General features: G+C 69.1%; 26 protein-coding genes. 13 read left to right on the top strand and 13 right to left on the bottom strand.

Annotated elements, in window-relative coordinates; all coding sequences use genetic code 11:
• Nucleotides 1-518, top strand: a 518-nt coding sequence (locus Q8M82_RS21275) for an oligopeptide/dipeptide ABC transporter ATP-binding protein (RefSeq protein ID WP_371126431.1), incomplete at its 5' end; no start/stop codon positions are given.
• Nucleotides 519-823: 305 nt separating this feature from the next.
• Entirely contained in the window at nt 824-1609 is a 786-nt protein-coding gene (locus tag Q8M82_RS21270) for an SDR family oxidoreductase (RefSeq protein ID WP_305693294.1), read from the top strand.
• 64 nt (nt 1610-1673) lie between these two features.
• On the opposite strand, the gene Q8M82_RS21265 is transcribed toward Q8M82_RS21270, so the two are convergent.
• The 7 genes from Q8M82_RS21265 to Q8M82_RS21235 form a co-directional block, all read right to left on the bottom strand.
• A complete protein-coding gene (locus Q8M82_RS21265) occupies nt 1674-2297 on the bottom strand; it encodes an EF-hand domain-containing protein (RefSeq protein ID WP_305693293.1) in 624 nt (207 codons plus the stop codon).
• Nucleotides 2298-2460: 163 nt separating this feature from the next.
• Nucleotides 2461-2865, bottom strand: coding sequence for a RidA family protein (locus tag Q8M82_RS21260; RefSeq protein ID WP_305693292.1), 405 nt, complete (start codon nt 2863-2865; stop codon nt 2461-2463).
• A 212-nt stretch (nt 2866-3077) separates the two neighbouring features.
• On the bottom strand, nt 3078-4709 hold the full coding sequence (locus Q8M82_RS21255; RefSeq protein ID WP_305693291.1) for a benzoate-CoA ligase family protein: 1632 nt from the start codon (nt 4707-4709) through the stop codon (nt 3078-3080).
• Between the two features lie 18 nt (nt 4710-4727).
• On the bottom strand, nt 4728-5891 hold the full coding sequence (locus Q8M82_RS21250; RefSeq protein WP_305693290.1) for an acyl-CoA dehydrogenase family protein: 1164 nt from the start codon (nt 5889-5891) through the stop codon (nt 4728-4730).
• 156 nt (nt 5892-6047) lie between these two features.
• The gene (locus Q8M82_RS21245) at nt 6048-6884 is read right to left on the bottom strand and encodes an enoyl-CoA hydratase family protein (protein WP_305693289.1); all 837 of its coding nucleotides are present in this window, start codon (nt 6882-6884) and stop codon (nt 6048-6050) included.
• Nucleotides 6881-7438, bottom strand: a complete 558-nt coding sequence (locus tag Q8M82_RS21240) for a MarR family winged helix-turn-helix transcriptional regulator (protein WP_305693288.1) — start codon at nt 7436-7438, stop codon at nt 6881-6883. Before Q8M82_RS21240 ends, Q8M82_RS21245 begins: the two co-directional genes overlap by 4 nt.
• A 3-nt stretch (nt 7439-7441) precedes the next feature.
• Entirely contained in the window at nt 7442-8197 is a 756-nt protein-coding gene (locus tag Q8M82_RS21235) for an SDR family NAD(P)-dependent oxidoreductase (protein WP_305693287.1), read from the bottom strand.
• Nucleotides 8198-8430: 233 nt separating this feature from the next.
• Between Q8M82_RS21235 and Q8M82_RS21230 the strand changes: the two genes are divergently transcribed.
• The 6 genes from Q8M82_RS21230 to Q8M82_RS21205 all read left to right on the top strand — a co-directional run bounded on the left by Q8M82_RS21230 (nt 8431) and on the right by Q8M82_RS21205 (nt 14629).
• Nucleotides 8431-10755, top strand: coding sequence for a bifunctional salicylyl-CoA 5-hydroxylase/oxidoreductase (locus tag Q8M82_RS21230; RefSeq protein WP_305693286.1), 2325 nt, complete (start codon nt 8431-8433; stop codon nt 10753-10755).
• Nucleotides 10756-10855: 100 nt separating this feature from the next.
• Entirely contained in the window at nt 10856-11194 is a 339-nt protein-coding gene (locus Q8M82_RS21225) for a hypothetical protein (protein WP_305693285.1), read from the top strand.
• 134 nt (nt 11195-11328) lie between these two features.
• A complete protein-coding gene (locus tag Q8M82_RS21220; RefSeq protein WP_305693284.1) occupies nt 11329-12276 on the top strand; it encodes a ring-cleaving dioxygenase in 948 nt (315 codons plus the stop codon).
• A 203-nt stretch (nt 12277-12479) separates the two neighbouring features.
• Nucleotides 12480-13664, top strand: coding sequence for a DUF2778 domain-containing protein (locus Q8M82_RS21215; protein WP_305693283.1), 1185 nt, complete (start codon nt 12480-12482; stop codon nt 13662-13664).
• 83 nt (nt 13665-13747) lie between these two features.
• Entirely contained in the window at nt 13748-14155 is a 408-nt protein-coding gene (locus Q8M82_RS21210) for a DUF6152 family protein (RefSeq protein WP_305693282.1), read from the top strand.
• 6 nt (nt 14156-14161) lie between these two features.
• A complete protein-coding gene (locus Q8M82_RS21205; protein WP_305693281.1) occupies nt 14162-14629 on the top strand; it encodes a DUF6644 family protein in 468 nt (155 codons plus the stop codon).
• Nucleotides 14630-14798: 169 nt separating this feature from the next.
• Here Q8M82_RS21205 and topA read toward each other — a convergent pair whose 3' ends face one another.
• Together topA and Q8M82_RS21195 are read right to left on the bottom strand one after the other, a co-directional pair.
• Complete coding sequence (gene topA, locus Q8M82_RS21200; protein ID WP_305693280.1) at nt 14799-17501, bottom strand: type I DNA topoisomerase; 2703 nt, start codon at nt 17499-17501, stop codon at nt 14799-14801.
• A 254-nt stretch (nt 17502-17755) separates the two neighbouring features.
• Nucleotides 17756-18883, bottom strand: coding sequence for a serine hydrolase domain-containing protein (locus Q8M82_RS21195; protein ID WP_305693279.1), 1128 nt, complete (start codon nt 18881-18883; stop codon nt 17756-17758).
• A 158-nt stretch (nt 18884-19041) separates the two neighbouring features.
• Here Q8M82_RS21195 and Q8M82_RS21190 point away from each other — a divergent pair, with 158 nt between their 5' ends.
• Nucleotides 19042-19986 carry an aspartate carbamoyltransferase catalytic subunit gene (locus tag Q8M82_RS21190; RefSeq protein WP_305693278.1) on the top strand — a complete coding sequence of 315 codons (945 nt, stop codon included), beginning with the start codon at nt 19042-19044 and terminating at the stop codon, nt 19984-19986.
• A 16-nt stretch (nt 19987-20002) separates the two neighbouring features.
• The gene (pyrC, locus tag Q8M82_RS21185) at nt 20003-21304 is read left to right on the top strand and encodes a dihydroorotase (protein WP_305693277.1); all 1302 of its coding nucleotides are present in this window, start codon (nt 20003-20005) and stop codon (nt 21302-21304) included.
• Nucleotides 21305-21344: 40 nt separating this feature from the next.
• On the opposite strand, the gene Q8M82_RS21180 is transcribed toward pyrC, so the two are convergent.
• Nucleotides 21345-21704 (bottom strand): translation initiation factor 2, encoded by a 360-nt coding sequence (locus Q8M82_RS21180; protein WP_305693276.1) that lies wholly within the window; start codon nt 21702-21704, stop codon nt 21345-21347.
• Between the two features lie 323 nt (nt 21705-22027).
• Here Q8M82_RS21180 and plsY point away from each other — a divergent pair, with 323 nt between their 5' ends.
• Together plsY and dprA are read left to right on the top strand one after the other, a co-directional pair.
• A complete protein-coding gene (gene plsY / locus Q8M82_RS21175) occupies nt 22028-22651 on the top strand; it encodes a glycerol-3-phosphate 1-O-acyltransferase PlsY (protein ID WP_305693275.1) in 624 nt (207 codons plus the stop codon).
• A 16-nt stretch (nt 22652-22667) separates the two neighbouring features.
• Entirely contained in the window at nt 22668-23876 is a 1209-nt protein-coding gene (gene dprA / locus Q8M82_RS21170) for a DNA-processing protein DprA (protein ID WP_305693295.1), read from the top strand.
• A gap of 62 nt (nt 23877-23938) precedes the next feature.
• Here the strand turns inward: dprA and Q8M82_RS21165 are convergent, their stop codons facing one another.
• Nucleotides 23939-24235, bottom strand: coding sequence for a hypothetical protein (locus tag Q8M82_RS21165; protein ID WP_305693274.1), 297 nt, complete (start codon nt 24233-24235; stop codon nt 23939-23941).
• A 118-nt stretch (nt 24236-24353) separates the two neighbouring features.
• A complete protein-coding gene (locus tag Q8M82_RS21160) occupies nt 24354-25268 on the bottom strand; it encodes an AEC family transporter (RefSeq protein ID WP_305693273.1) in 915 nt (304 codons plus the stop codon).
• A 275-nt stretch (nt 25269-25543) separates the two neighbouring features.
• Between Q8M82_RS21160 and Q8M82_RS21155 the strand changes: the two genes are divergently transcribed.
• Nucleotides 25544-25921: a BA14K family protein gene (locus Q8M82_RS21155; protein ID WP_305693272.1), complete on the top strand. Its 378-nt coding sequence runs from the start codon at nt 25544-25546 to the stop codon at nt 25919-25921.
• Nucleotides 25922-25994: 73 nt separating this feature from the next.
• On the opposite strand, the gene ruvX is transcribed toward Q8M82_RS21155, so the two are convergent.
• On the bottom strand, nt 25995-26386 hold a 392-nt coding region (gene ruvX / locus Q8M82_RS21150), incomplete at its 5' end, for a Holliday junction resolvase RuvX (RefSeq protein WP_305693271.1).

The following is a 26386-nucleotide window of genomic DNA, read 5'->3' as shown; positions in this document are numbered from 1 at the left end:
CGGGCGGCATGCGCCAGCGCGCCATGATCGCGCTCGCGCTCGCGGCGCGTCCGAAGCTGCTGCTCGCTGACGAGCCGACGACCGCGCTCGACGCCACCGTGCAGATCCAGATCCTGCTGCTCCTGCGCCAGCTTCAGCGCGACCTCGGCATGGGCATGCTCTTCGTCACCCATGACATCGGCGTCGCGGTCGAGGTCTCGGACCGGCTGGCGGTCATGTATGCCGGCCAGATCGTCGAGACCGGCACGGTGCGCGAGCTGCTGCGCGATCCGCAGCACCCCTATACGCGGGGGCTCCTCGCCGCGAACCTGCACGGTGCCAAGAAGGGCGAGCGGCTGGAGGCCATTCCCGGCGCGCCGCCGGCCCTGACCGAGCCGCCCTCGGCCTGCTCCTTCGCACCACGCTGCAAGCATGCGCAGGATCGCTGCCGCGCGGCGCTGCCGCCGGTCGTGCAGCTGGGCGAGGGCCGGGTGGTGCGCTGCATCCTGGCGGAACAGGCGCTGACGGCGGCGGCGTGAAATCTTCACGTGAACCGCATGTGCCTCGAGAGTCCCGACTTCTGATCTTGTCGTCCCCCCGCGCCGTCGTCCCGGACAAGCCGCGTCAGCGGCGCCGATCCGGGATCCATGCCTGAACCGTTCCGGCATGGATCCCGGGTCTCCGCTGCGCTGCGCCCGGGATGACCCGCCGTTGAAAATCAAACGAGTGAAGGGCTGTGGCGGCGTTGCCCATGGCTCCTGGCCATTCCCTCCATCGAAATCACCCGCTATCAGCAGGCGACCACGCGCTGCGACCCTGCCGCGCCAACTGACGGAGCCTGCCCATGGATCTCGGCCTTCACGACAAGCGCGCGCTGGTGCTGGGCGCGAGCCGGGGGCTGGGCGCCGCCATCGCCCGCACGCTCGCCAGCGAGGGCGCCTCGGTCATCGCCGCCGCCCGCAATGTCGCCGCGACCGATGCCTGGGTCAGCGAATGCCCCGAGGAGGTGCGCAGCCGTATCTTCGCCGCCAGTCTCGACCTGTCGGATCTCGCCTCCGTCGAATCGCTGATGACCGTGCTGCGTGATGCCGGCGGCATCGACATCCTGATCGGCAATTCCGGTGGTCCGCCTCCGGCCGAGGCGCGCGAGGCCGGCCGCGACGACTGGCTCAAGCATTTCGAGGCGATGGCCGCCAATCTCTTCCACATCGCGCAGGGCATGCTGCCGGGCATGGTCGAGCGCGGTTTTGGCCGCATCATCACGATCGCCTCCTCCGGCGTCGAGCAGCCGATCCCGCGTCTCGCCCTCTCCAACGGCATCCGCTCGGCCGTCGTCGGCTGGTCCAAGACGCTGGCCGCGGAGGTCGCTGCGCAGGGCGTGACGGTGAATGTCGTGCTGCCCGGCCGCATCCATACAGAGCGCGTCGACCAGCTCGATCAGGCCGCCGCCGACCGCACCGGTACGACGCCGGAGCAGGCCGCCAAGGCCTCGCGCGCCACCATCCCCGCCGGCCGCTACGGCACGCCGCAGGAATTCGCCGATGTCGTCGCCTTCCTCGCCAGCGAGCGGGCGAGCTACGTCACGGGCGCCAAGATCCGCATCGACGGCGGCGCCACGCGCGGCATTTGACGGTCGAAGAACCCAAAGGCGCCGGCCTGCCTTCTGGCGACCGGCGTCATCGTCGCGGGCCGGCTCAGGCCGCCTGCGAATAGGTGGTGCCGGCCGCGTGCGCCGTGCCGAGCTGGTAGGTGCTGCCATAGGCCTGCGAAGCGCCGCTCGGCGGCGGGCCCGACGGCCGGCCGCGCTGTTCGAGCGCGGCCTGGAAGGCGCTCTGCTCGTCCTTCGAGATTGAGCCGTCCGAACTCGTGTCGATCGCGTCGAACAGCTTGCTCAGCAGGTCGCTGGACGAACTCGTGCCCGACGAGAAGGCGGAGAGGAACTCGTCCTTGGCGACGTTGCCGTCGGAGTTGGCGTCGAGCTGGGCGAAGATGTCGCTCTCCTCCTCGCTTTCGTCGCTGCTGCTCTGGCTCTGCCCGCCGGCCTGGAGCCCGAACAGGAAGGACTGGAGCTGCTGCTGGGCCTGCTCGGCCTTGGTCTTGAAGGCGTCCTGCTCCTCCTTGGTGACCGACCCGTTGCTGTCGCTGTCGATCGCCTTGAAGAGCTCCTCGCTCTTGCTGCTGTCGGCGCCCTTGGGCGCACCGGCCTTGAACTCCTCGATGCTCAAGCCGCCGCTGCTGTCGGTATCGACCGACTCGAAGCTCGGAGGCTTGGGCGGAGGCGGGCGAAACCCGCCGCTGACGCCACTGATGCTGGACATGATTGGACTCCATCGCGCCACCGCCGGATGGCGGCGCCTGCGATTGTCCGGCCGGAGCTCATTGCGGAAGCCTAAGGGGCAGGGGCCTTGTGCAGAGCGATTGGTAAGCCGGTGTTTCGCATAAGCAGATCAGCAACAGAGCGAAACACAAATCCCGATCGCCTCAGCCGATGACGGCGGTCGCCTCGATCTCGACCAGCGCCTCGGGCTCGACCAGCGAAACCACCTGCACCACCGCCATCGCCGGAAAATGCCGGCCCAGCACGCTGCGGTAGACCGGCCCGAGTTCCCTGAGGCAGCCGCGATAGGCTTCCATGTCGGTGACGTACCAGGTCATCCGCACGATGTCCTCGATCCGCCCGCCGCCGGCCTCGACCACGGCCTTGATGTTGCGGAAGGTGCGCTCGAGCTGCGGCAGGAAACCTTTGGCGAAGACGCCGTTCTCGTCCCAGCCGACGAGCCCGCCGGTGACCACCACACGGCCTTCCGCGACCATGCCGTTGGCATAGCCGCGCGGCAGCGGCCAGCCTTCCGGCAGGATGGCGCGGGACAGGGTTTCACTCGACATGGGCGTCGCCTCGGTTTCGACCGGCTTGAGGTGCCGTCAGGGTTTTGTGCGGCCAAGAGATTTGTGCGGCCAAGAGAGTAGCGTCATCCCGGACGGAGCGAAGCGCAGATCCGGGATCCATTCCGGAGCCTTCATCGGGAGCGTTCCGGAATGGATCCCGGGTCTCCCTGCGGTCGCCCGGGATGACAGCGCGATGGTGTTGCTCGGCATCGCTACTCGGATCCCTGCGCCATCTGGCGCAGCGCGAAGCGCTGCAGCTTGCCGCTGGCGGTCTTGGGCAGGGCCGTGACGAAGTCGATGGCGCGGGGATATTTGTAGGGCGCGATACTGGCCTTCACATGATCCTGCAAGGCCTTGAGGATGGCCGCATCGCCGGCGACGCCCTCGCGCAGCACGACATAGGCCTTCACGATGTGGCCGCGCTCGGGGCAGGGCGCGCCGACCACGCCGCATTCCATCACGTCGGGATGGGCGAGCAGGCAGGCCTCCACCTCGGGGCCAGCGATGTTGTAGCCCGACGAGACGATCATGTCGTCGGACCGCGCCTGGTACCAGAAATAGCCGTCTGCATCGCGGATATAGGTGTCGCCGGTGACGTTCCAGCCGTTCTGGACGTAAGCCTTCTGGCGCGCATCGGCGAGATAGCGACAGCCGATCGGCCCGCGCACGGCGAGCCGGCCCGCCATGCCGTCGGGAACGTCTTGGCCCTCGGCATCGATGATCTTCGCCTCATAGCCCGGCACGGGCAGGCCGGTCGCGCCGGGGCGGATGGCCTCCAGCGGCGCGGCGATGAAGATATGCAGCATCTCGGTGGCGCCGATGCCATCCATCAGCTTCAGGCCGGTCTTCGCCAGCCAGGCGTCGAAGACCGGCTTGGGCAGTGTCTCGCCGGCCGAGACGCAGATCCGCAGCGAGGAGATGTCGCGCCCGGCGAGCTTGTCGAGCACGGCGCGATAGGCCGTCGGCGCAGTGAAGATAACGCTCGCCTTGTGCCGCTCGATCGCGTCGAGCAGATCCGCAGGCGCCGTCCTGTCCGGCAGCACGGCCGCCGCGCCGATCCGGAACGGGAACAGCACGATGCCGCCGAGCCCGAAGGTGAAGGCGAGCGGCGCCGAGCCGATGAAGCGGTCCTCGGGCGAGGCCTTCAGCACCTTCGCGGCATAGGTGTCGCAGATCACCAGCAGGTCGCGCTGGAAATGCATCGTGCCCTTGGGCTCGCCTGTGGTGCCCGAGGTGAAGCCGATCAGGCAGACATCGTCGCTGGCGGTGTCGACCGCCTCGAAGCGGCCATAGCCCGGCTGCGCCATCAGCGTCTCGAGTTCGCTGCCCTCCGCGCCGAAGGCGACGATGCGCGTGAGCTCCGGGACCTGGCGCTGGGCGCCCTCCAGATCGGCCAGCAGACGGTGGTCGCAGAGCGCCAGCGCGATCCTGGCCTTGCGCAAAGGATAGACCAGTTCGCCCGCCCGCAGCATCGGCATGGTCGCGACGACGACGCCACCGGCCTTGATGACCGCGAGATAGGCCGCGACCATCATCGGCGTGTTGGCCGCTCGCAGCAGCACGCGATGGCCGGGGATCATGCCGAGATCCCGTGTCAGCACATGGGCGATGCGGTCGATCCGCTCGGCGAGATCGCGATAGCTCCAGGTGACATGGTCTCCGATGATCGCCGGCCGTTCGCCCCGGCCCTGCGCGACATGCTCGTCGACCAGCACGCTCACGGCATTCAGCCGCTCCGAATAGTTCAGCCCGGCCTTGGCGAGGTCGATCGCCGGCCAAAGCTCCGGCGGAGGCAGATTGTCGCGGGCGAAGCCGTCGATATGGCCGGAGCGCAGGAAGTTCATGGCCGTCACCTTCGTCGTCTAGCTCTTGGCCTTGAGGAGGTCGCGCGCGATCACGACCTTCTGGACTTCCGAGGCGCCTTCGTAGATCCGCAGCGCCCGGATTTCCCGGTACAGTTCCTCCACCTTGACGCCCTTGGTGACGCCGAGCCCGCCATGGATCTGGACGGCCCGGTCGATCACCCTCTGGGCGTTCTCCGTCGCGATGAGCTTGGCGAGCGCGGCCTCGCGGGTGACACGCGCCGCGCCGCGATCCTTGGTCCAGGCGGCGCGGTAGACCAGCAGCGCGGCGGCATCGACCTCGGCCGCGCTGTCGGCGATGGCGGCCTGGGAGAGCTGGAGATCGCCCAGCGCGCCGCCGAAGAGCTTGCGGGTGCTGGCATGGGAGATCGTCTCGTGCAGCGCCCGCCGCGCGAAGCCCAGCGCCGCGGCTCCCACCGTCGAGCGGAAGATGTCGAGCGTCGCCATCGCAACCTTGAAGCCCTCGCCGGGTCCGCCGATCCGGTTCTCGATCGGCACGCGGCAGGCCTCGAAACGCAACGTCGCCAGCGGATGCGGCGCGATCACCTCGATCCGCTCGATCACGCTCAGGCCTGGCGTGTCCGCCTCGACCAGAAAGGCCGACAGCCCACGCGCGCCTGGCGCCTCGCCGGTGCGGGCGAAGACGACGTAGTGGTCCGCGATCCCGCCATTGGAGATCCAGCTCTTCTCGCCGTCGATGCGGACATGGCCGTTGCCGTCGGGCGTGGCGGTGGTGGCCATGGCGGCGACGTCGGAGCCGGCCTCCTTCTCCGAGAGCGCGAAGGCTGCGATCCGCGCGCCCTCGCAGACGCCGGGCAGGATGCGCTGCTTCAGGGCCTCCGAGCCCGCGACCGTGATCGCGCCGGTCCCGAGCCCCTGCATCGCGAAGGCAAAATCCGCCAGCCCGTCGCGCGCTGCCAGGATTTCGCGGGCGAGGCAGAGCGTGCGCACGTCCAGCGTCGGGTTCAGCCCGCCATAGGCCTCCGGCACCACGGCCCGCAGAAAGCCGCCTTCGCCGAGAGCTGTCACCCTCGCCCGGCAGGCGATATCGACATCGTCATGCGGCAGGCCGGGCAGGGTGGCATCGGCCCAGGCCGCAAGCTCGGCGGCGAAGCGGCGGTGCCGGTCCTCGAAGAACGGCCAGTCGAGCGTGTCGCCGAGCATGCTTGCGGTCTCCCTCACCACCGGCCGTCATTCCGGCCGCAGCGAAGCGGAGCGCCGGAATCCATCGTAGAGCGCTGCCGCCCTACGATGGATTCCGGAGCGGCGCTGCTGCGCAGCTTGTCCGGAATGACGGCGTCGGTGGTCCGGAACATCATCTCAGTTGCCCTCGAAGACCGGCTTCTGCTTGTTGGCGAAGGCGTGGTAGGCGCGGGCGAAATCCTCGGTCTGCATGCACAGCGCCTGCGCCACCGCTTCCGCCTCGATCGCGCTCTCGACCGACATCGCCCATTCCATCTCGAGCATGCGCTTGGTCATGGCGTTGGCGAAGGTCGGCCCGTCCGCGAGTTCGGCGGCCAGCGCCTGCCCCGCGGCGAGACCCTGTTCCTTCGCGACGAGCCGGTTGACGAAACCCCCGCGCTCGGCCTCCTCGCCGCGAAGCGTGCGGCCGGTATAGAGCAGCTCCGCCGCGCGGCCCTGGCCGATGATCCGCGGCAGCATCGCGCAGGCGCCCATGTCGCAACCGGCGAGCCCGACGCGGTTGAACAGGAAGGCGATCTTGCTCTCCGCGGTGCCGAGCCGCAGGTCCGACGCCATGGCGATGATCGCGCCGGCCCCGGCGCAGACGCCATCGATGGCCGCGATCACAGGCTGCGGGCAGGCGCGGATCGCCTTGACCAGATCGCCGGTCATCCGGGTGAACTTCAGCAGATCCTTCGTCTCCATCGCGACCAGCGGCCCGATGATCTCGAAGACGTCGCCGCCGGAGGAGAAATTGCCGCCCGCGCCCGTCACCACGATCGCCTTGACGTCCTCCTCCTTCTGCGCGGCAAGGAAGAAATCGGTGAGTTCGCGGTAGCTTGCGAAGGTCAGCGGATTCTTTTTCTCAGGCCGGTTCAGCGTCACCGTCGCGACCTTGCCGGCCATCGAGAGCGCGAAATGCTGCGGCTGGAACGCCGCGAGCGGCAGGGTCGTGGCATTGGCCAGCGTGGTCACGAGGCATCTCCCTTGCCGGAATCGTCCGGCTGGCTGGCGTCCTGCGCCCTTGCCGCGATCGCGCGGTGCAGCGAGGCCTTGGTCTGTCCGAGCAGGCGGAAGAGCTGCGCCCGCTCCGGCTGGTCGAGCCCCGCGAAGAGTTCGGCGATCCAGCCCTCATGCCGCTCTGCCATCGCCTTGAAGGCCTTGCGGCCCTGCGCCGTCAGCGTCAGCACCTGCACGCGCCGGTCCTGCGTCGCGGCGCGCTTGTCGACGAGCCCGTCGGCCAGAAGCCCGGCGACGACGGCGGTGACGTTGCCGTTCGAGACCATCAGCCGCTGCGAGACCTCGCCGACGGTCATGCCGGTACTGGACTTGTCGAGCTGCGCCATCAGATCGAAGCGCGGCAGCGTCGTCTTGAACTCCTCGCGCAGCCGGTTGCGGATCTCCGTCTCGATCAGGGTCGAGCAGGTGAGGAGCCGCAGCCAGAGCCGCAATTCGTCCTTGTGGTCGCCGGGGCGCTCGCTCGCCTTGGTCTCGCGGTCGAGCAGCAGGCCGGGGAGAATGCTCTCCATCGCCTAGAACTCCCCGCCATTGATCGTCAGGGACTGGCCGGTCACCGCGCCGCTGGCCGGCCCGCAGAGATAGAGCACCGCCTGCGCGATCTCGTCGGGCGCGATCAGCCGCCCTTGCGGGTTGTCCTTGACCATTCCGGCCAGGGCCTGCTCGCGGCTCACCCCCGTCTTGGCGACGATCGCGTCGAGGCCGCTCGCGACCATATCCGTATCGGCATAGCCGGGACTGACTGCGTTGACGGTCACGCCGCTGCGCGCCGTCTCCAGCGCCAGCGCCTTCACCAGCCCGATCACGGCATGCTTGGCCGCGACATAGGCCGACACATGGGCATAGCCGCGATGGCCGGCGGTCGAGCCGATCGCGATCAGCCTTCCATTCCCGCGCTCGACCATGCCGGGCAGGGCACCGTGGAACAGGTTCACCGTGCCGATCAGGTTGATTTCGGTCATCCGGCGGAAGCGCTCGGCCGGGCTGCGCAGGAAACTCCCGGTCTCGACGGCACCGGCATTGGCGATGGCGATGTCGATGGGTTGGTCCGCGGAAAGGCGCGCCAGCGCCTGCGCCATCGCGGTGGCGTCGGTGACGTCGCAGGCGGCGTGGGCGTCGGCGTCGCCCGCGGCGCAGGCGGCGGCCAGCGCCGCCGCGTCGCGACCGATGATGGAGACCCGCGCGCCCTCGCGGCGCAAGCGTGCGGCGATGGCGCGGCCGATCCCGCGCCCTCCGCCCGTCACCACCGCGTGCCGCCCTGAAAGGAGCATCAGATCCGCCTCCCGATGCGCCAATCTATTTTAGGTCTAAAGCATTTTGCAAGCGGCTACGCTCACGCTGCCTAAGACGGCGACAAAGGTACCAAGTCGGCTTCTAGATGGCGGTAACGGCCACCAAGACAGCTGCGTCACTTGATCTCGCTCAAGGCGGGATGCGTGGCCTTGAGCAAAAATTATTTCAGACCTAAAATAATTTTCCGGTTGGTTGGGACGAGGGGCTTCGGATGCGTATCGCGGTGGTCGGCGGCGGGCCTGCGGGCCTCTATTTCGCGCTCCTGATGAAGCGGGACTGGCCGGATCTCGACATCACGGTCTTCGAACGCAACCAGCCGGACGACACCTTCGGCTTCGGCGTCGTCTTCTCCGACCAGACGCTCGACATCTTCAAAGCCGCCGACGAGGCGAGCTACGCCGCGATCCGCGACAATTTCGCATATTGGGACGACATCGAGGTCCATTTCAAGGACAGCGTCCACCGCGTCTCCGGCAATGGCTTCTGCGGCTGTTCGCGTCGTTCGCTCCTGCTCTTGGTACAGGCGCGGGCCCGCGAACTCGGCGTCTCCCTGCGCTTCGGCGAGGAGGCGGCCGACATCGAGACGCTCAAGCGCGACTACGATCTCGTCGTCGGCTGCGACGGCATCAACAGCCGCATCCGCGAGGGCTGGCGCGACCGCTTCCAGCCGGAGGTCGATCTGCGGCCGAACCAATTCACCTGGATGGGTTCGACGCGTCCCTTCGACGCCTTCACCTTCTTCTTCAAGGAAACGGAGCACGGCGTCTTCATCGCCCATTGCTACCAGTATGAGGCCGGCCGCTCGACCTGGGTGCTGGAGACCGATCCCGAGACCTTCGAGAAGGCCGGCCTCGGCGCGATGGATGAGGCGGCGTCGGCCGCCTTCCTCGAAGGCGTCTTCGCCGAGGAGCTACAGGGCCACAAGCTGATCACCAACCGCTCGCTCTGGCGCAATTTCCCGATGATCCGCTGCCGCAACTGGGTGGTCGAGAACGTCGTCCTGCTCGGCGACGCCAAGGCCACCGCACATTTCTCGATCGGCTCGGGCACCAAGCTCGCGATGGAGGATGCGATTGGCCTGCACAAGGCCTTCCACAAGGCCGGCCTCCAGGTCGATGACGCGCTCGCTTGGTTCGAGCGCACCCGCCGCGAGGAGGTCGAGAAGACGCAGCATGCCGCGGATGTCTCGCTGGTCTGGTTCGAGCAGCTCGGCCGCTTCTGGGATTTCGAGCCGCTGCGCTTCGCCTTCGGCCTGATGACCCGCTCCAAGGCGATCACCTATGACAATCTCGCTTTGCGCGCGCCCGACATGGTCGCGGCCGTCGACGAGATGGTGGCGGGCGAACTCGGCCCGCTGGCCCGCCGCCGCAAGGACGGCAGCGCCGTGCCGCCGGCCTTCCAGCCCCTGAAGCTGCGCGATCTCACCCTGGAGAACCGCCTCGTCCTGGCGCCGATGTGCCAGTATTCGGCGCAGGACGGCGTGCCAGGCGACTGGCACCTGATGCATTACGGCTCGCGCGCCATCGGCGGGCCGGGCCTGATCTTCACCGAGATGACCTGCGTCTCGGCGGACGCCCGGATCACGCCCGGTTGCGCCGGTCTCTACAGCGACGAGCAGGAGGCCGCCTGGACCCGCATCGTCGGCTTCGTCCACGCCAATTCGGCAGCGAAGATCTGCCTCCAACTCGGCCATGCCGGCCGCAAGGGCGCAACGAAGCTGATGTGGGAGGGCATGGACCGCCCGCTGGCCGAGGGCGCCTGGCCGATCATCTCGGCCTCTGCCTTGCCCTATTATCCCGAGAGCCAGGTGCCGCGCGAGATGACGCGGGCCGATATGGACCGGGTCAAGGCGCAGTTCGTCGCGGCCGCCGAGCGGGGCGCGCGCGCCGGCTTCGACATGCTCGAACTCCACTGCGCCCATGGCTACCTGCTGGCGAGCTTCCTCTCGCCGCTGACCAACCGCCGCGGCGACGATTATGGCGGCTCGATCGAGAACCGCCTGCGCTATCCGCTGGAGGTGTTCCGGGCGCTGCGTGAGGTCTGGCCGCGCGAGAAGCCGATGTCGGTGCGCATCTCCGCCACCGACTGGGCGCAAGGCGGTCTCTCGGCCGAGGATTCGGTCGCGATCGCCGAGGCTTTTGCAGCCGAGGGCTGCGATCTCGTCGACGTTTCCACGGGTCAGACCGTGCGTGAATCGCGGCCTGTCTATGGCCGCATGTTCCAGACGCCCTTCTCGGACCAGATCCGCAACGAGGCCCGCATCGCGACCATGTGCGTCGGCAACATCACCACCGCCGACCAGGCCAACACGATCGTCGCCTCCGGCCGGGCCGATCTCGTCGCGCTCGGGCGGCCGCATCTGGCCGACCCCTCCTTCGTCCTGCGCTCGGCCGCCTGGTACGGCGTCGATCTGATGCAGCCGGTGCAGTACGGCCCGGGCAAGGACCAGCTCCTGCGCAACACGCCGCGCGAGCGCCAGGATCTCGAGGCGCTGAAGCTCAAAGCCAAGCCGAGCCGGCATGCGCTCAGCCGGTGACGCCGCGGGGCGGCATCCGCCGCCGCCGGAACATCCGGCCTGCCGCTGGGTTGCCTGATCCGACGCCCGCAAGCCGCGCGGGCCAGGAAAGGGTTATCCGATGTTCCGCTCGCTCCCGGGCCTCGCGCTCGCCGCCGTCCTCTCGGCCGTGACCACCGTCGCTATGGCGCAGCCACAGGGCCAGACCACGACAAAGCCGGCGGCGCCGGCAGAGGCGAATGCGAGCGGCGGTCTCGGCCCGGTGATCACGAACCCCACGGAAATCGACAAGGGCCAGAACATGATCCTGCCGAACGCCGGAGTCTCGCACCCGTCGGCCGCTCCGACGATGGTGTATGACTGCAAGAACAAGCCGCAGGACTGTATCACCCCGACCAATCCCGGCGACAAGGCCGATCTACCTGACACCTCTGCCACGCCGCCGACTTCAAAGCCCTGACGCGGCCGGCCCGATTGCGCGGCTGCAACGTCGTGATTGCTGCCTACGCCATTCCATTGGCAGCGGCGCGCGCTATCTCTGACCCAACAGCCGAGCCCTTTCTGGCTCAGCGAGATTGGTGAAGGGGCCATCAGATGAAGCTCACCGGAATCCACCATGTCACCGCGATCTCGGCCGACGCGCCGGGCAATCGTCGCTTCTATGTCGAGACGCTGGGCATGCGCTTGGTCAAGAAGACGGTGAACCAGGACGACACCTCGGCCTATCACCTCTTCTATGCCGATGGCGCCGGCTCGCCCGGCACAGACCTGACCTTCTTCGACTGGCCGGCCCCGCCTGCCCGGCGCGGCACCCATTCGATCGTCCGCACCGCGCTGCGCGTCGCCGACGAGGCTTCGCTGGACTGGTGGCGCGAGCGCCTGACGGCGGCCGGCGTCGCGGTCACCCCGATCCGCGCCATCAACGGCCGCGCCGCGGTCGATTTCGAGGATCCGGAGGGCCAGCGCCTGACGCTGCTCGCCGACGGCGGGGACATCTCCTTCGTCGTCTGGGAGAAGAGCCTGGTTCCGGCGCGCCATCAGATCCGCGGGCTCGGCCCGGTCACCATCTCCGTGCCGAAGCTGGAGCGAACGGAGGTCGTGCTGACGCAGCTTCTGGGGCTCGAGAAGATCGGCGGCTATCGCGATGCCGCCCATGCCACCGGCGAGATCCACGTCTTCAAGATCGGGGAGGGCGGCCCGGCGGCGGAACTCCATGTCGCGGTCGAGCCGGACCTGCCGCAGGCGCGCGAAGGGGCGGGCGGTGTCCACCATCTCGCTTTGCGCACGCCGACCTTCGCCGATTACGACGCCTGGGCGGAGCGGCTGCGCGCCGCGGGCTATCCCAACAGCGGCCCGGTCGACCGCTTCTACTTCCGCTCGCTTTATCTGCGCGAGCCGAACGGAATCCTGATCGAGATCGCCACCGACGAGCCCGGCTTCGCGACCGACGAGGCGGCCGAGACGATGGGCGAGGCGCTCTCCCTGCCGCCGTTCCTGGAAGGCAAGCGGGCGCAGATCGAGGCCGGCCTGAAACCGCTCTGACCGACGGCCTGCGTCGCGGGTTCGATATCTCCGCGGGGCGGGCCGGGCAACCGGTCCGCCCCGCCGGTTTCTGTCGCAATCGCAGGATGGCCTTCACCCCGCCTTAACCAAGACCGCCTCTACTCGATCCAGGCCGCTTGCCGGCCCGCGCCGTCCCGTCGCGACGGCGCCTGTCAGTTGCGTCGGGTCGAGAGCGTTTCGGGATGTCGGGTCAGGGCTACAGGCTGCGCAAGGCGTCGCGAACCCGCTACCGGGTCGGTCACAACATCTTCGTCCAGATCGCCGCCATCGTCGTCGCCTGCGGCGTCGGCTATGTCGCGCTCGATTCCGGTCATGAGGCGCAGAGCCCCGTCCCGCTGGTTGCCCAGCGCGACGTCATGACGACCGGCTCGCTCGCCTCGTCCTCCACCGCCTATCGCGAACTGCTCAGGCCGGGTTTCGCGCTCGGCACGACACCGTCGGCCTTCGGTGCGCAGGCACCGCTCCAGGCCGGGCTCCAGCGCAATGAGGCGCCGGTCGAGGCCGCCCGCCTCCCGCTCGTGGCCGAGCCCTCCGTCCTCGCCGCCTTGCCGCCCGCCTCTGTGGCGCCCGCTCCCGCGCCGACGGCCCAGCCGGCTCCTGCGATGGTCGCGTCCGGCGCTGCTCTCGCCGTCGAGCCGCAGGCGGTCACCCGCATCCTCAAGGACGCGCCGCTGCCGGCGCCGCGCCCCGCCGATCTGAGAGGTCCGCAGACGGCCGAGCCGCCCGCCATCGCGCTGCGCCAGCCGACGCGGCGCGCCGCCCGCGTCGCGGCTGCGACGCCGGCACCGGCGGTCGAGGACAACCGCTCTTTCCTCGAGAAGCTCTTCGGTGCGGCGCCCCAGCCCAGGGGGCCGGCCATGGCCTATGCCGCGCCGGAGGACGACGCGGTCGACCGCTCGCGGGGCCGCCGTCTCAGCCCCTCCTTCGGGCCCCCTGCCATCACCGCACAGGCCACGGCGATCTACGACATCAGCGCCAAGACCGTGCACATGCCCAATGGCGAGAAGCTGGAGGCCCATTCCGGCTTTGGCGAGAAGATGGACGACCCCCGCTTCGTCCATGTCCGGATGCATGGCGCGACGCCGCCCCATACCTACAACCTCGTCGAGCGCGAGGCGCTCTTCCATGGCCACCGCGCCTTGCGGATGCACCCGGTCGGCGGCAGCAGCGCGATCTTCGGCCGCGCCGGGCTGCTGACCCATCCCTATCTGCTCGGCCCCAACGGCCAATCAAACGGCTGTGTCTCGTTCAAGGACTATGACCGCTTCCTCCAGGCCTATCTGCGCGGCGAGGTGAAGCGTCTCGTCGTGGTCGCCAGCATGCGCGATGCCCCCGCATCCCTGGTGGCGTCGCTGACGGGGAGGTGATCGGCGCGTGATCGCCTAACCGGGAACGATGGTCCATGATCGGGGTTCGGCCCTTGCACCATCGCCATAACGGGAGACGCGCCATGATCCACGCCCGCTTTCGTCCGGCCATACGCCGGCGCCTCGTCCTCACGGCCTTGGGAGGCGCCGCGATCCTGGCGAGCCTCCCCGTCCTCGCCCATCACGGCTGGGCCTGGGCCGAGGGCGAGCAGATGGAGCTCAAGGGCACGATCCGGACGATCTCGATGGCACCGCCGCATCCGATGCTGATGGTGACGGCCGAGGACGGCAAGGAGTGGCAGGTCGATCTCGGCAACCCCAACCAGACCGCGCGCTCCGGCTTCACCGGGGATACGGCCAAGCCCGGCGATGCCATCACCGCGCTCGGCAACCGCCATCTCGACAAGAGCAAGGCCCATATGAAGGCGGTGCGCATCGTCATCGCCGGCAAGAACTACGACATGTATCCGGAGCGCATCCGCACCAACTGAGGCCGCATGGAGCTTCTCGCCGGTCTCGGGACATGGCCCGGAGCCGTGCTGCTCAAGCAGAGCGGCACGGCCTATCTCCTCGTCAATGCGAGCCATATCCTCGGCATCGCCCTGCTGATCGGCGCAATCCTGCCGCTCGACCTGCGGCTGCTGGGGGTCTTTCGCAGCGTGCCGGTCGCCGCCCTCGCGCCCGTGCTGTCGCGCATGGCGGCCGTCGGGCTCGGCCTCGCGCTCGTCAGCGGCGCCTGGCTCTTCACCGTGCGCCCGGTCGAATATGCGGGCAACGCCGCCTTCCTCTGGAAGCTCGGCCTGCTCGCCTTGGCGCTCGCCAATATCGCCCTGCAGCACCGCAGCGCAGCCTATGCCCGTGCGCTGGAGGGCGACATCACCGCGGCGGTGCGCTGGCGCGCGCTCGCCTCGCTGACGCTCTGGCCCGGCACATTGCTGGCAGGGCGCTGGATCGGCTTTCTCTGAACGGCCCGCAAATGCCGCGGGTCACCCCGGACGAAGCGTAGCGGAGATCCGGGATCCATTCCCGAACGCCTCCGGGAAAGGTTCCGGAATGGGTCCCGGGTCAAGCCCGGGACGACGGCGTAATCCCCAGCCAATCCTGCATGGCCGGCTCGTAGCGCCCGTTCGCGCCTCAGCCCTTGGCGGCGGCCTTCGCCTTGCTCGCCGCGGCCTTCGGCTTGGCGGCGGCGGTCTTGGCGCCGGCCTTGGCCCCCGCTTTCGCCGCGGCTGGCTTGGTTGCGGACTTGGCCGCGGGCTTCTTGGCGGGGGCCTTGGCGGCCTTGGCCTTGCCCGGTCCCTTGACGCCGCTCGACTCGGCCTTGGCGTTGACCAGTTCGACCGCCTGCTCGAGCGTGATCGCCTCCGGAGTCAGCGCCTTGGGCAGCGTCGCGTTGACCTTGCCCCAGTTGACGTAGGGCCCGTATTTGCCGGCCCGCACCACCAGCTTGCCGCCGCCGGGATGCTCGCCGAGCTCGCGCCCGGGAACGGCTGCGCCGCGCCCGAAGCGAGCGCCCGGTCCCCCCGTTTCCTTGGCGACGATGAGGTCGATGGCGCGGTTGCCGCCGATCTGCAGGATGTCGTCGTCCTTGTCGATATTGGCGTAGGTCTTGCCGTGCTGGACGTAAGGCCCGTAGCGGCCGATGCCGGCGAGGATCGGCTCGCCGCTCTCGGGATGGCGCGCCACTTCCTTCGGCAGCGACAGCAAAGCGAGCGCCGTAGCGAGATCGACGCTGCCCGGGCTCATGCCCTTGGGCAGGCTGGAACGCTTGGGCTTCTCGCCCTCGCCGAGCTGGATATAGGGGCCGAAGCGCCCGTCGCGAACCGTGACCTCGGCCTCCGTCACGGGGTCCTTGCCGAGGATGCGCACGCCCGGCGCGCCGGTGCCGCCCTCGGCCGTCGCCTCGCCATCGGCGGCGGAGACGGTCAGCGGGCGGGTGTAGCGGCATTCGGGATAGTTCGAGCAGCCGACGAAGGCGCCGAACTTGCCGAGCTTCAGCGAGAGCTGGCCGGTGCCGCAGACCTGGCAGGAGCGCGGATCGCCGCCATCCTCGCGCTGCGGGAAGACATGCGGGCCGAGCACGCCGTTTAGCGCCTCCAGCACCTCGGTGACGCGCAGATCCTTGGTCTCGCCGATCGACCTGGTGAACTCCTCCCAGAACTCGCGCAGCAGCACCTTCCAGTCGATCTCGGCATTGGAGACGCGGTCGAGCTTCTCCTCGAGCAGGGCGGTGAAATCGAATTCGACATAGCGTTTGAAGAAGCTCTCCAGGAACGCCGTCACCAGCATGCCCTTGTCCTCGGGCACGAGACGCTTCTTCTCGATCCGGACATATTCGCGGTCGCGCAGCGTCGACAGCGTCGCGGCATAGGTCGACGGACGGCCGATGCCGAGTTCTTCCATGCGCTTGACCAGGCTCGCTTCCGAATAGCGCGGCGGCGGCTCGGTGAAGTGCTGGTCGGCGGCGATGGCGCGCTTCTCCAGGCTGTCCCCCGTCTTCATCACCGGGAGCTTCTTGGAGTCCTCGTCCTCCTCGTCGTCGCGGCTCTCCTGGTAGAGCGTCAGGAAGCCGTCGAAGAGCGTGACCTGGCCGGTGGCGCGCAGCTCGAGGTCGCGGCCGGCGACGGTCGCCGCGATGTCGACCGTGGTGCGCTCCAGCGAGGCCGATTCCATCTGGCTGGCGATGGTGCGCTTCCAGATCAGTTCGTAGAGCTTGGCCTGCTCGGGCTCGAGATGGCGGGCGACCATCGCCGGCAGGCGGCCGAGATCGGTCGGGCGGATGGCCTCGTGGGCCTCCTGCGCGTTCTTGGCCTTGACGGTGTATTTGCGCGGCACGCCCGGCACATAGGCATCGCCGAACTCCTTGCCGATGACGCGGCGCGCCGCGGCGATGGCCGAGCCGTCCATGTCGACGCCATCGGTTCGCATATAGGTGATCAGGCCGACCGTCTCGCCGCCGATGTCGACGCCCTCATAGAGCCGCTGCGCCAGCTGCATCGTGCGCGCCGGGGCGAGGCCGAGCTTGCGGGAGGCCTCCTGCTGCAGCGTCGAGGTCTGGAAAGGCGGGTAGGGGTGGCGCTTGACCGGCTTGGCCTCGACATTCGCGACGTTGAAGGCGGCGCTCTCCAGCGCTTCCTTGAAGGCTCGCGCCTCGTCGCCATTGCCGATGTCGAGCCGGGTGATCTTCTTGCCATCGGCGCCGACGAGGCGGGCATCGAACACAGCTCCGGTCGCGGTCGCCAGCGTCGCCACCAGCGACCAGTATTCGCGCGCCCGGAAAGCCTCGATCTCGCGCTCGCGGTCGCAGACGATGCGCAGCGCCACCGACTGCACGCGCCCGGCGGAGCGGGCGCCGGGCAGCTTGCGCCAGAGCACCGGCGAGAGCGTGAAGCCGACGAGATAATCCAGCGCCCGGCGCGCGAGATACGCATCGACCAGCGCCTGGTCGACCTGCCGCGGATTGGCGAGCGCGGTCTGCACCGCATCCTTGGTCACGGCGTTGAAGGTGACGCGCTCGACGGGAATGCCCTTCAGCGCCCGCTTGGCGTTCAGCGCCTCCAGCACATGCCAGGAGATCGCCTCGCCCTCGCGGTCGGGGTCGGTCGCGAGGATCAGCTTGTCGGCACCCTTCAGCGCCTTGACGATCTCGGAGACCTGCTTGGCCCCGCGCCCCTCGATCTCCCACTTCATCGCGAAGTCGTGCTCGGGATCGACCGAGCCGTCCTTCGCGGGCAAGTCGCGGATATGCCCGAAGGAGGCGATCACCTCATAGTCGGAGCCGAGATATTTGTTGATCGTCTTGGCCTTGGCCGGCGACTCGACGACGAGGAGCTTCATGGTGCGGTGTCTCGGTCATAGCCTCCTCGGAGCGCGGCACCGACCCTGTTGGGAACGGTCCCGCGACCGGCGAAAAGACCCGGCGGTTCGGAATTGCGCGCGAAATTGGTTCAGGGAATCGGCCGTGTCAAACGCCGATTGCGCTTTTGCGACGTCCGGCGGCGTTTTGGCCACATCCCCCGGGCTGGCCCGCAAATGGCGGGCTTGCCCCCGCTCCGCAAGGGGGCGAGGCAACCGCGCGATCTCGCACCGTCTCAGCGCAGCGCGCTGTAGAGCTTCCCCAGGAACCCGTCGAAGGACGCGCCGTCGATCCAGCGCAGCACCGCGACAAGGTCGTTCTCCGGATCGACCAGGATGACATTGGTGCCCGCGCCCAGCGCCCAATAGGCGCTGGCGGGAATCGCCGGGCGGGCCGTGGGGCCGCGGTTCAGCCACCAGAGAAAACCGTAATTGGCTAGCGTCGGGGAGGGCGCGACCATCTGCGCGATCCAGTCCGCCTGGAGCAGGCTGCGACCGCCCCATTCGCCGCCCCTCGCCATCAGCAGGCCGAAGCGGGCATGGTCGCGCGCGCCGATGAACAGGCCGCCGCCCCAATGGCCGCCGCCGGGCACCGACTGCATCCGCTGCCCGTCGATCTCGACGAAGGAGTTCTCGTAGCCCTGCCATTCCCAGTCGGGGGAGGCGCCGATCGGGTCCATGATCCGTTCGCGCAGCACATCCGGCAGAGGGCGGCGGAAACGCTGCAGCAGCGCGTAACCCAGCACGTTCACCCGCACGTCGTTGTACTCGTAGAAGCTGCCGGGGGTCTGCAGCTCCCGCTTCTGGCCCTTGCGGCTGTTGTCGGCGCCGGGACCGATCTGGCGGTTGTGGTCGACCTGATCGGACTTGCCGAAGATCTCGCCCTGCCATTCGCTGGACTGCTGCAGCAGATGCCTCCAGGTGATCTGGGCGTTGTGGGCGCCCTCGAAGAAGGGGCCGGGTACGCTCCGCCCCACCGGCTCGTCGAGATCGGCGATCAGCCCGTCCGCGACGGCGAGGCCGGCGAGCACGGAGAGATAGCTCTTGGCAATGGAGAAGGTCATGTCGGGCCGGTTGGTGTCGCCCCATTCGGCGACGATGCGCCCGCCCTTCAGCACGAGGCCGGCCGGCCCGCCGCGCCCGCGCACGGGGCCGACGATCTCGGTCCACGGCCCGCTCTCGTTCCATTCCCGGTTTCCGACATAACTTCCGTCGGGGTAGAACAGGCTCTTCGGCCAGGGGCTCTCATGGGCCTCCGCGAAGGCGACGGCGCCTGCCAGTTTGGCTTCGTCGAACCCGGCTTCCGTCGGCGCGATCGTGCTCCAGGGCGAGCCATGGGCGGCGGGAACGGCGGAGGGGGACATGGGGCGGGCTCCTCGGCGCGGGCAGGGGTGCGGCAGCGCCGCCAGACCCGAAGGCGTAGCGTCCTTCGCCTCGCGCCACCAGCGGGCCGGCCGCATGCGGGAGAGCGCCAACGCGCGCTTGCGCCCCGCCCGACTCGCGCCTAAACACCCCTCTTCAAATGACATCGCCAGCCCCGCTCTATCCGCACCGGCATCTCCTCGGGATCGAGGGGCTGAACCATTTGGACATCGAGGCGCTGCTCGACCGGGCCGACGCCTATGTCGCGCTCTCCCGCCAGGTCGAGAAGAAGACGGCCACCCTGCGCGGCCGCACCCAGATCAACCTGTTCTTCGAGCCCTCCACCCGGACGCAAGCCTCCTTCGAGCTGGCCGGCAAGCGGCTGGGCGCCGACGTCATGAACATGTCGGTCGCTTCCTCTTCGGTGAAGAAGGGCGAGACGCTGATCGACACCGCCGCGACGCTGAACGCGATGCGGCCCGACATCATCGTCGTGCGCCATCATGCAGCGGGTGCGGTCCATCTGCTGGCTCGCAAGGTCGGCTGCTCGGTGGTGAATGCCGGCGACGGCGCCCATGAGCATCCGACGCAAGCCCTGCTCGACGCCCTCACCATCCGCCGCAACAAGGGGCGGATCATGGGGCTGACGGTCGCGATCTGCGGCGACATCCTGCATTCGCGCGTCGCCCGCTCGAACATCATCCTGCTCAATGCACTGGGCGCCCAGGTGCGCCTGATCGCGCCCTCGACGCTGCTGCCGGCCGGCATCGAACGCATGGGCGTCGAGGTCTTCACCGACATGAACAAGGGGCTGGAAGGCGCTGACATCGTGATGATGCTGCGCCTCCAGCTCGAGCGCATGCACGGTGCCTTCGTGCCCTCCTCGAAGGAATACTTCCGCTATTTCGGCCTCGATCGCGAGAAGCTGGAGCGGGCCCAGCCCGATGCGCTCGTGATGCATCCCGGCCCGATGAACCGGGGCGTCGAGATCTCGTCCGAGGTCGCCGACGGCGCCCAGTCGCTGATCCGCGAGCAGGTCGAGATGGGCGTCGCGGTCCGGATGGCCGTGCTCGACGCGCTGGCGCAGCATTTGCCGAATGTCTGAGCGAATGGAACCGGGGATGGCCGAGCTTCAGGACGTCGCGATCCTCGATGCACGCCTCGTCGACCCCGCCACGGGCCGCGACGGGCGTGGCTCGCTGCTGCTGCGCGATGGTGTCATCGCCTCGGTCGAATGGGGTGCAGCGCCCGCGACTGCCGAGGGCACCCGCCGCATCGACGCGCGCGGGCTGGTCGTCGCGCCAGGCCTGGTCGATCTGCGCGCCTTCCTCGGCGAGCCCGGCGCCGAGTTCCGCGAGACGCTGGGCACCGGCTCGCAGGCGGCGGCCGCCGGTGGCGTCACCACCATCGTCTGCCGGCCCGATACCGACCCCCCGATCGACGACCCCGCCATCATCGACTTCATCAAGCGCCGCGCCCGCGACAAGGCGATCGTCAACGTCCTGCCCTGCGCCGCGCTGACCAAGGGCCTGCACGGCAAGGAGATCACCGAATTCGGCCTGCTGCTCGAGGCCGGCGCCGTCGCCTTCGGGGACGGCGCCAAGGCGCTGCGCAATCCGCAGATCATGCGCCGCGCCCTGATCTACGCCCGCGATTTCGACGCGCTGATCATGAACCATGTCGAGGATCCCGATCTGCGCGGCGCCGGCGTGATGGCCGAGGGCGAGTTTGCCAGCCGCAAGGGGCTGCCCGCCATTCCCCACGAGGCCGAGACGGTGATGCTGGAGCGCGATCTGCGCCTAGCCCGGGCCACCGGCGGGCGCTACCACGCCGCGATGATCTCCTGCGCCGATTCGGTCGAGCTCATCCGCCGGGCCAAGGCCGACGGCCTGCGCGTCACCTGCGGCGCCTCGATCAACAATCTGACGCTGAACGAGAACGACGTCGGCGACTACCGCACCTTCTGCAAGGTCTCGCCGCCCTTGCGTGACGAGCAGGAGCGTCTTGCCCTCGTCGCGGCGCTGGCGGAAGGCGTCATCGACGTCGTCGTCTCCGATCACGACCCGCAGGATGTCGAGACCAAGCGCCAGCCCTTCGCCGAGGCCGCCGACGGCGCGCTCGGCATCGAGACGCTGCTCTCGGCCTCGCTGCGCCTGGTCCAGGCCGGCCAGATCGCCCTGCCGGACCTGCTGGCGGCGCTCTCCACCAGGCCGGCCGACCTGCTGGGCCTGCGCTGCGGCCGGCTCGCGCCCGGCGCTCCGGCGGATCTGATGCTGCTCGACGTCGATGCGCCCTATGTCGTCGACAAGCGCAAGCTCAAGTCGCGGGCCAAGAACTCGCCCTTCGACGAGGCGCGGCTGGAAGGCATCGTCCAGGCGACTCTCGTCGGCGGCCGCGTGGTCTACGAAAACTCCGCCGGCTGAGCGCTTCGCACCCGGCCGGCGGAGTGTCGGGGCCCTCCGCTCAGACGCCCGGCGTGCCGCTGCGGCGCTGGCGGCTCGGGGTGACCGGATGCCGCTGCGGCCGAATCGGCACCATCCGCGCGAAGACGGGGTTCGGCGTATGGTCGAGCGTCGCGCCCGTGCTGGCGTCGACGACGACACCGACAATGCCGCCGACCAGAATGTTGCCGGCCATGCCGGCCGCGCCCCCGCCGCTCACCTCCGTCTTCACCTCGATCTGCTGGGAATGGTGGCCCGGCATCTCGAAGGTCGCGATGAACTCCTGCTTGCGGCTGATCGGGAAGGTGCAGGGCGTCGCCGGGCAGACGAGGCCCGTCGAGGTCTGAACCTTCGCGCCCGGCGGATCCGAATTGAAGGTCACGTCCTCATTCGATCCGCGCGTCACCGTTCCGCAGGCGCTCACGCTGAGCGCGACCGCAATCGTCATCCAAATTTTCATTGTAAGTCAGCCCCTTCGGCATGTTGGCTCACATCTGCTCACATGCCCGCAGCCAGACTGTCGAGCGGCCGGATCGGCCCTGTGCGGTTCATCCACAGCCTGAATCGCGTCCCGCGAAGGACCACGAGCCACCCCGTGCCTGGACCTGCCGGAACCGGCGGCCGAGCCCGGGTACAAAAGGCGTTTCCCTGCCTCTGCATCCTGCTCTAAAGCTGGAGTTACGCGCAGTTGTGCAGGGACGTGGCATGCCGGAGATCTTGAACTGGGGACTTCCCGGAACCGTTGTGGCGACGGCGCTGGTCCTCGGCTACCTGCTCGGCTCGATTCCCTTCGGCATGATCCTGACCCGGCTCGCGGGCGGGCCGGATCTGCGCAGCATCGGCTCGGGCAATATCGGCGCGACCAATGTCCTGCGCACCGGCAACAAGAAGCTGGCGGCGCTGACCCTGCTCGGCGACATGCTGAAGGGCACGGTCGCGGTGCTGCTCGCGGCGGCGCTGCTCGGCGCGCGCGAGGCCGGGCTCGTAGCCGGGTTGGGGGCCTTCCTCGGCCATCTCTTCCCGGTCTGGCTGGGTTTCAAGGGCGGCAAGGGCGTCGCCACCTTCCTCGGCATCCTGATCGCGCTCAAAGGGTCGATCGCGCTGATCTTTGCCGCGATCTGGCTCGCCATCGCCTATCTCACCCGCTATTCCTCCCTCTCGGCGCTGGTCGCCAGCCTGCTCACGCCGCTTCTGCTGCTGTTCTGGGTGCGGGATGTCCGCGCCGCCCTGCTGATGGCGGTGCTCGCCGCGTTGCTCTGGTTCATGCATCGCGGCAACATCGCTCGCCTCCTCGCCGGCAGCGAGGGCAAGATCGGGCAGAAGGGCTGACGCGCCCATGGCTGGCATCGTCCTCAGCGATCGCCAGCGTCTCGACTGGCTGCGGCTGATCCGCAGCGAAAGCGTCGGCCCGCGCACCTTCCGCTCGCTGATGAACCGCTATGGCGGCGCGGCCGCGGCGCTGGACGCCTTGCCGGACCTCGCGCGCCAGGCCGGTCGGACCATCCGGATCTGTCCGCAGTCAGAGGCCGAGCGCGAGATCGCGGCGCTGGACCGGCTCGGCGGGCGTCTGCTTGCTCTCGGCGAGGGCGCGTATCCGCCCGCGCTGCAGGCGATCGACACCGCTCCTCCGCTGATCGCCGTGCTCGGCCGGAGCGATGTGCTGCTGCGCCCCTGCGTCGCCATCGTCGGCTCGCGCAACGCCTCCGCCGCCGGGCTCAAAGTCACCGCCAGGCTCGCCCGTGACCTCGGCGAGGCCGGATTCGTCGTCGTGTCCGGCCTGGCGCGCGGCATCGATACCGCCGCCCATGAAGCCAGCCTCGGGACGGGCACCGTGGCTGTGCTCGCCGGCGGGCTCGACGAGGTCTATCCGCCGCAGAACATCCCGCTGCTGCAGCGCCTCATGGCCGAGGGCGCCGCGATCAGCGAGATGCCGCTCGGGCTGGCGCCACGCGGGCGCGACTTCCCGCGTCGCAACCGTCTGGTCTCGGGCCTTTCGCTCGGTACGGTCGTGGTCGAGGCGGCCCGTAAATCCGGCTCGCTGATCACTGCCCGCTTCGCCAACGAGCAGGGCCGGATCGTCTTCGCGGTCCCCGGTTCCCCGCTCGATCCCCGCGCCGAGGGCGGCAACCACCTGATCCGCGAGGGGGCGACGCTGTGTGCCGAGGCCGCCCATGTCGTCGAGGCTCTGGCGCCGCTGGTCGGCCGGGAGGACGCACTGCTCCGGCCGCCGCACGCGATGCGCGACGGGGCGGGGGAGACGCCGTCGCAGCCCCTCTGGGACGAACTCGATCTGCCCGGCATCGAGCCCGCCCCGCTCGCGCGCTGGCCGGAGCCGGCGGCCGCGGCGCCGGACGCCGGGACAGGGGCGGAAGACGGACAGGCCATCCGCCGGCGCGTCCTGGCCCTTCTCGGGGCGGCACCGGTCTCGCTGGATGATCTGGTGCGGGCGAGCGGCTGCTCCGCACGCGACGTCAGCCGCACGGTGCTCGACCTCGAACTGGGCGGCGCGATCCGGCGCCATCCGGGTGGCGCCCTGTCGCGTGCCGAGGACTGACCGCCGCCGATCGAGTCAAGCACAACCTCAGGTCGCGGTCCGGCACTATTGCGCCGTCGCTGTCAGCCGGCCGGGTCGCCCCCGCAGCGCGCCGGTTTCCGAGCCTGGACCGCCGCCTCCAGCCGGGCCATTTCGAGGAAATAGGCGAGGCTCTCGAGACGGGCGGTGTGGGCCATCTGCCGCATCTCTGCGGCCAGAACCTCGATATACCCGGCCACTTCCGATTGGGCGGCGCGCGGTGGCGGCGATTTCAGTGCCTGCGCGGGCAGGTTTGGCTGCGTTGCGCCCCGCTTCTCCTTGTTCCCTTCCGATGCCGTGCCCAATCCCGGCAAGGTCCCGGATTGTCCTTTCCCCGTCATCCCCGACGCATCCTCGCGCAAGCCGGGCTCGGCCCGGCGACTGGCGTCGCGCCCCGACCGGCGCGACGAAATACAATCATAGCGAGTATTCCGCGACAATCTCAAGCGGCAGGAGGCGTCAGGTCAGGAAAAGTACGGCCAGCGGCAGCGTCGCCAGCGCCAGCAGGGTCTGAAGCGTGGTGATCTCGGCCATCAGAGGCGCATCGCCCCCCAGATCGCGGGCGAGAAAATAGGCTGCCGTCGCCGTAGGGACCGACGCCGCGACGACCGTCATGGTCAGGGCCGGGCCCGAAAGGCCGAGATGGCGCGCGATCGTCCAGGCCAGCAGCGGCATCACCACGAGCTTGGTCACGACCGCGACGACATGGGCGATGCGCGGCCGCGCCAGGCTGCGCAGGTCGAGCCCGGCGCCCACCGTCAGCAGCCCCACGCCCAGCGCCGCACGCCCCATCACGTCGAGATAGCTGACGATCGCGGCCGGCAGCATCCACTGGCACTGGTTGAGCACGAGGCCGACGGCGGACGACCAGATGAAGGGGTTGAAGGCGATCGAGCGGATCGTCGCCAGCGTGCCCAACGGCTGGCCATGGGCGAAGCGCGAGAGCACCAGCACGCACATCACGTTGAGCAGCGGGATCATCGCCGCGACCGCGATCGCCATCAGCGTGGTGCCGTCGCGCCCCTGCAACCCGGCCGCCAGCGCGAGCGCGACGAAGGTGTTCCAGCGCACCGAGCCCTGGAAGATCGAGGTGAAGGCAGGCCCGCCGACGCCCGCCCGCGCCAGCAGCGGGCGCGCCAGCAGCAGAAGGCCGGCCACGATCAGGATGGCCAGGACCAGGCTCAGCCCCATCGCCAGCACGGGCAGCCGGCTGAGATCGGCGACGGCAAGCGTGTGGATCACCACCGCCGGGAACAGCACCTGATAGGTCAGCCGCTCGACGCCGAGCCAATGGTTGGGCGCGACGATGCCGCGCGCCTTCAGGAACCAGCCGGTGGCGATGACGAGAAAGACGGCGATCAGGCTGGTCAGCATGGCTTTGGCGAAGAGAGGAGGGGCGGACGCGCTGGCAGGGCACCGGTGTCCGAGGGAACCGGTCCTGCTGTCCGCGGTTGATGCCGGGGCGGCCATGGCAGCCGGAGCGGATGGTCGCCATTCCATTCCATGGCCGTCGGCGTGGAGCAATGGCGCAGCCCCGGGGTGGCGTTGCGTCTGCCGCAATCCCGCCCTGATCGGTTCACGCCGCATTCAATCGGCGGGGACGAGAGTGTCCTCATATCGGGGCAGTCCCCGCACAAAGGAGATCCATCATGATGTCGCTGAGGAAGACCGCCATCGTCGCGCTCGCCTCGCTGAGCGTCGTTGCCGCCGGCTTCGCCGCACCGGCCATGTCCGCGGGCGCCCCCAAGGGCTTCGATCCCGCCCGGCTCGACAAGGCGCAGGCGGAGTACACCCAGTATCGCTACCGCGGCTATCGCGGCGGCTGGCATCGCGGAAATCGCGGCGCAGGCATCGCTGCCGGTGTCGGGCTTGGCATTCTCGGCGCGGCGGTGATCGCCTCGCAGAGCAGGGCCTATGCCGACCCCTACTATGACGACGGCTATTACGCACCGGCTCCGGTCTACGCGCCCGCGCCCGTCTACCGTCGTCACTATTACCAGCCCTACGACTTCCGCGATCACCGCTGAGCGTCACTAAGGCAGGACGCAAGCCCGCGCGTACGAACGCGCGGGCTTTTGCGCGACAGGGGCTGCCCGCGAGTCAGAGCTGGTCCGGAAATTCCGCGTCCGTGGCCGCCGCGTCCATTCGCATCAACCGGTCGAGCGCGCCCTGGAGGATGTAGGCCGCCGCCATCTTGTCGACGACGGCGGCCCGCTTGGCGCGCGAGGCGTCGGCGTCGAGCAGAGTCCGGGTCACCGCCAGCGTCGACATCCGTTCGTCCCAGAACAGGATCGGCAGCGGCGTCAGCGGCACCAGATGGCGCACGAAGGCCCGCGTCGACTGCACGCGCGGCCCTTCGGTACCGTCCATGTTGAGCGGCAGGCCGACCACGAGGCCCGCAACCGCATGTTTCGCCGCGATCTGCAGCAGCGTCGCGGCATCCTGCGTGAACTTGATCCGTTTGATCGTTTCCAGCGGCGTGGCGATTCGGC

Origin of the sequence: Allobosea sp. (genome assembly GCF_030694325.1) — a bacterium.
In the GTDB taxonomy this organism is placed as follows: Bacteria; Pseudomonadota; Alphaproteobacteria; order Rhizobiales; family Beijerinckiaceae; genus Allobosea.
This window is presented reverse-complemented; position numbering and strand designations above follow the sequence as displayed.

What these genes read in the sequence shown, in the direction of transcription:
- Q8M82_RS21270 (WP_305693294.1), top strand. Translation starts at nt 824, where the DNA reads ATGGATCTCGGCCTTCACGACAAGCGCGCGCTGGTGCTGGGCGCGAGC.
- Q8M82_RS21265 (WP_305693293.1), bottom strand. Translation starts at nt 2,297, where the DNA reads ATGTCCAGCATCAGTGGCGTCAGCGGCGGGTTTCGCCCGCCTCCGCCC.
- Q8M82_RS21260 (WP_305693292.1), bottom strand. Translation starts at nt 2,865, where the DNA reads ATGTCGAGTGAAACCCTGTCCCGCGCCATCCTGCCGGAAGGCTGGCCG.
- Q8M82_RS21255 (WP_305693291.1), bottom strand. Translation starts at nt 4,709, where the DNA reads ATGAACTTCCTGCGCTCCGGCCATATCGACGGCTTCGCCCGCGACAAT.
- Q8M82_RS21250 (WP_305693290.1), bottom strand. Translation starts at nt 5,891, where the DNA reads ATGCTCGGCGACACGCTCGACTGGCCGTTCTTCGAGGACCGGCACCGC.
- Q8M82_RS21240 (WP_305693288.1), bottom strand. Translation starts at nt 7,438, where the DNA reads ATGGAGAGCATTCTCCCCGGCCTGCTGCTCGACCGCGAGACCAAGGCG.
- Q8M82_RS21235 (WP_305693287.1), bottom strand. Translation starts at nt 8,197, where the DNA reads ATGCTCCTTTCAGGGCGGCACGCGGTGGTGACGGGCGGAGGGCGCGGG.
- Q8M82_RS21230 (WP_305693286.1), top strand. Translation starts at nt 8,431, where the DNA reads ATGCGTATCGCGGTGGTCGGCGGCGGGCCTGCGGGCCTCTATTTCGCG.
- Q8M82_RS21225 (WP_305693285.1), top strand. Translation starts at nt 10,856, where the DNA reads ATGTTCCGCTCGCTCCCGGGCCTCGCGCTCGCCGCCGTCCTCTCGGCC.
- Q8M82_RS21220 (WP_305693284.1), top strand. Translation starts at nt 11,329, where the DNA reads ATGAAGCTCACCGGAATCCACCATGTCACCGCGATCTCGGCCGACGCG.
- Q8M82_RS21215 (WP_305693283.1), top strand. Translation starts at nt 12,480, where the DNA reads ATGTCGGGTCAGGGCTACAGGCTGCGCAAGGCGTCGCGAACCCGCTAC.
- Q8M82_RS21210 (WP_305693282.1), top strand. Translation starts at nt 13,748, where the DNA reads ATGATCCACGCCCGCTTTCGTCCGGCCATACGCCGGCGCCTCGTCCTC.
- Q8M82_RS21205 (WP_305693281.1), top strand. Translation starts at nt 14,162, where the DNA reads ATGGAGCTTCTCGCCGGTCTCGGGACATGGCCCGGAGCCGTGCTGCTC.
- topA (WP_305693280.1), bottom strand. Translation starts at nt 17,501, where the DNA reads ATGAAGCTCCTCGTCGTCGAGTCGCCGGCCAAGGCCAAGACGATCAAC.
- Q8M82_RS21195 (WP_305693279.1), bottom strand. Translation starts at nt 18,883, where the DNA reads ATGTCCCCCTCCGCCGTTCCCGCCGCCCATGGCTCGCCCTGGAGCACG.
- Q8M82_RS21190 (WP_305693278.1), top strand. Translation starts at nt 19,042, where the DNA reads ATGACATCGCCAGCCCCGCTCTATCCGCACCGGCATCTCCTCGGGATC.
- pyrC (WP_305693277.1), top strand. Translation starts at nt 20,003, where the DNA reads ATGGCCGAGCTTCAGGACGTCGCGATCCTCGATGCACGCCTCGTCGAC.
- plsY (WP_305693275.1), top strand. Translation starts at nt 22,028, where the DNA reads ATGCCGGAGATCTTGAACTGGGGACTTCCCGGAACCGTTGTGGCGACG.
- Q8M82_RS21165 (WP_305693274.1), bottom strand. Translation starts at nt 24,235, where the DNA reads ATGACGGGGAAAGGACAATCCGGGACCTTGCCGGGATTGGGCACGGCA.
- Q8M82_RS21160 (WP_305693273.1), bottom strand. Translation starts at nt 25,268, where the DNA reads ATGCTGACCAGCCTGATCGCCGTCTTTCTCGTCATCGCCACCGGCTGG.
- Q8M82_RS21155 (WP_305693272.1), top strand. Translation starts at nt 25,544, where the DNA reads ATGATGTCGCTGAGGAAGACCGCCATCGTCGCGCTCGCCTCGCTGAGC.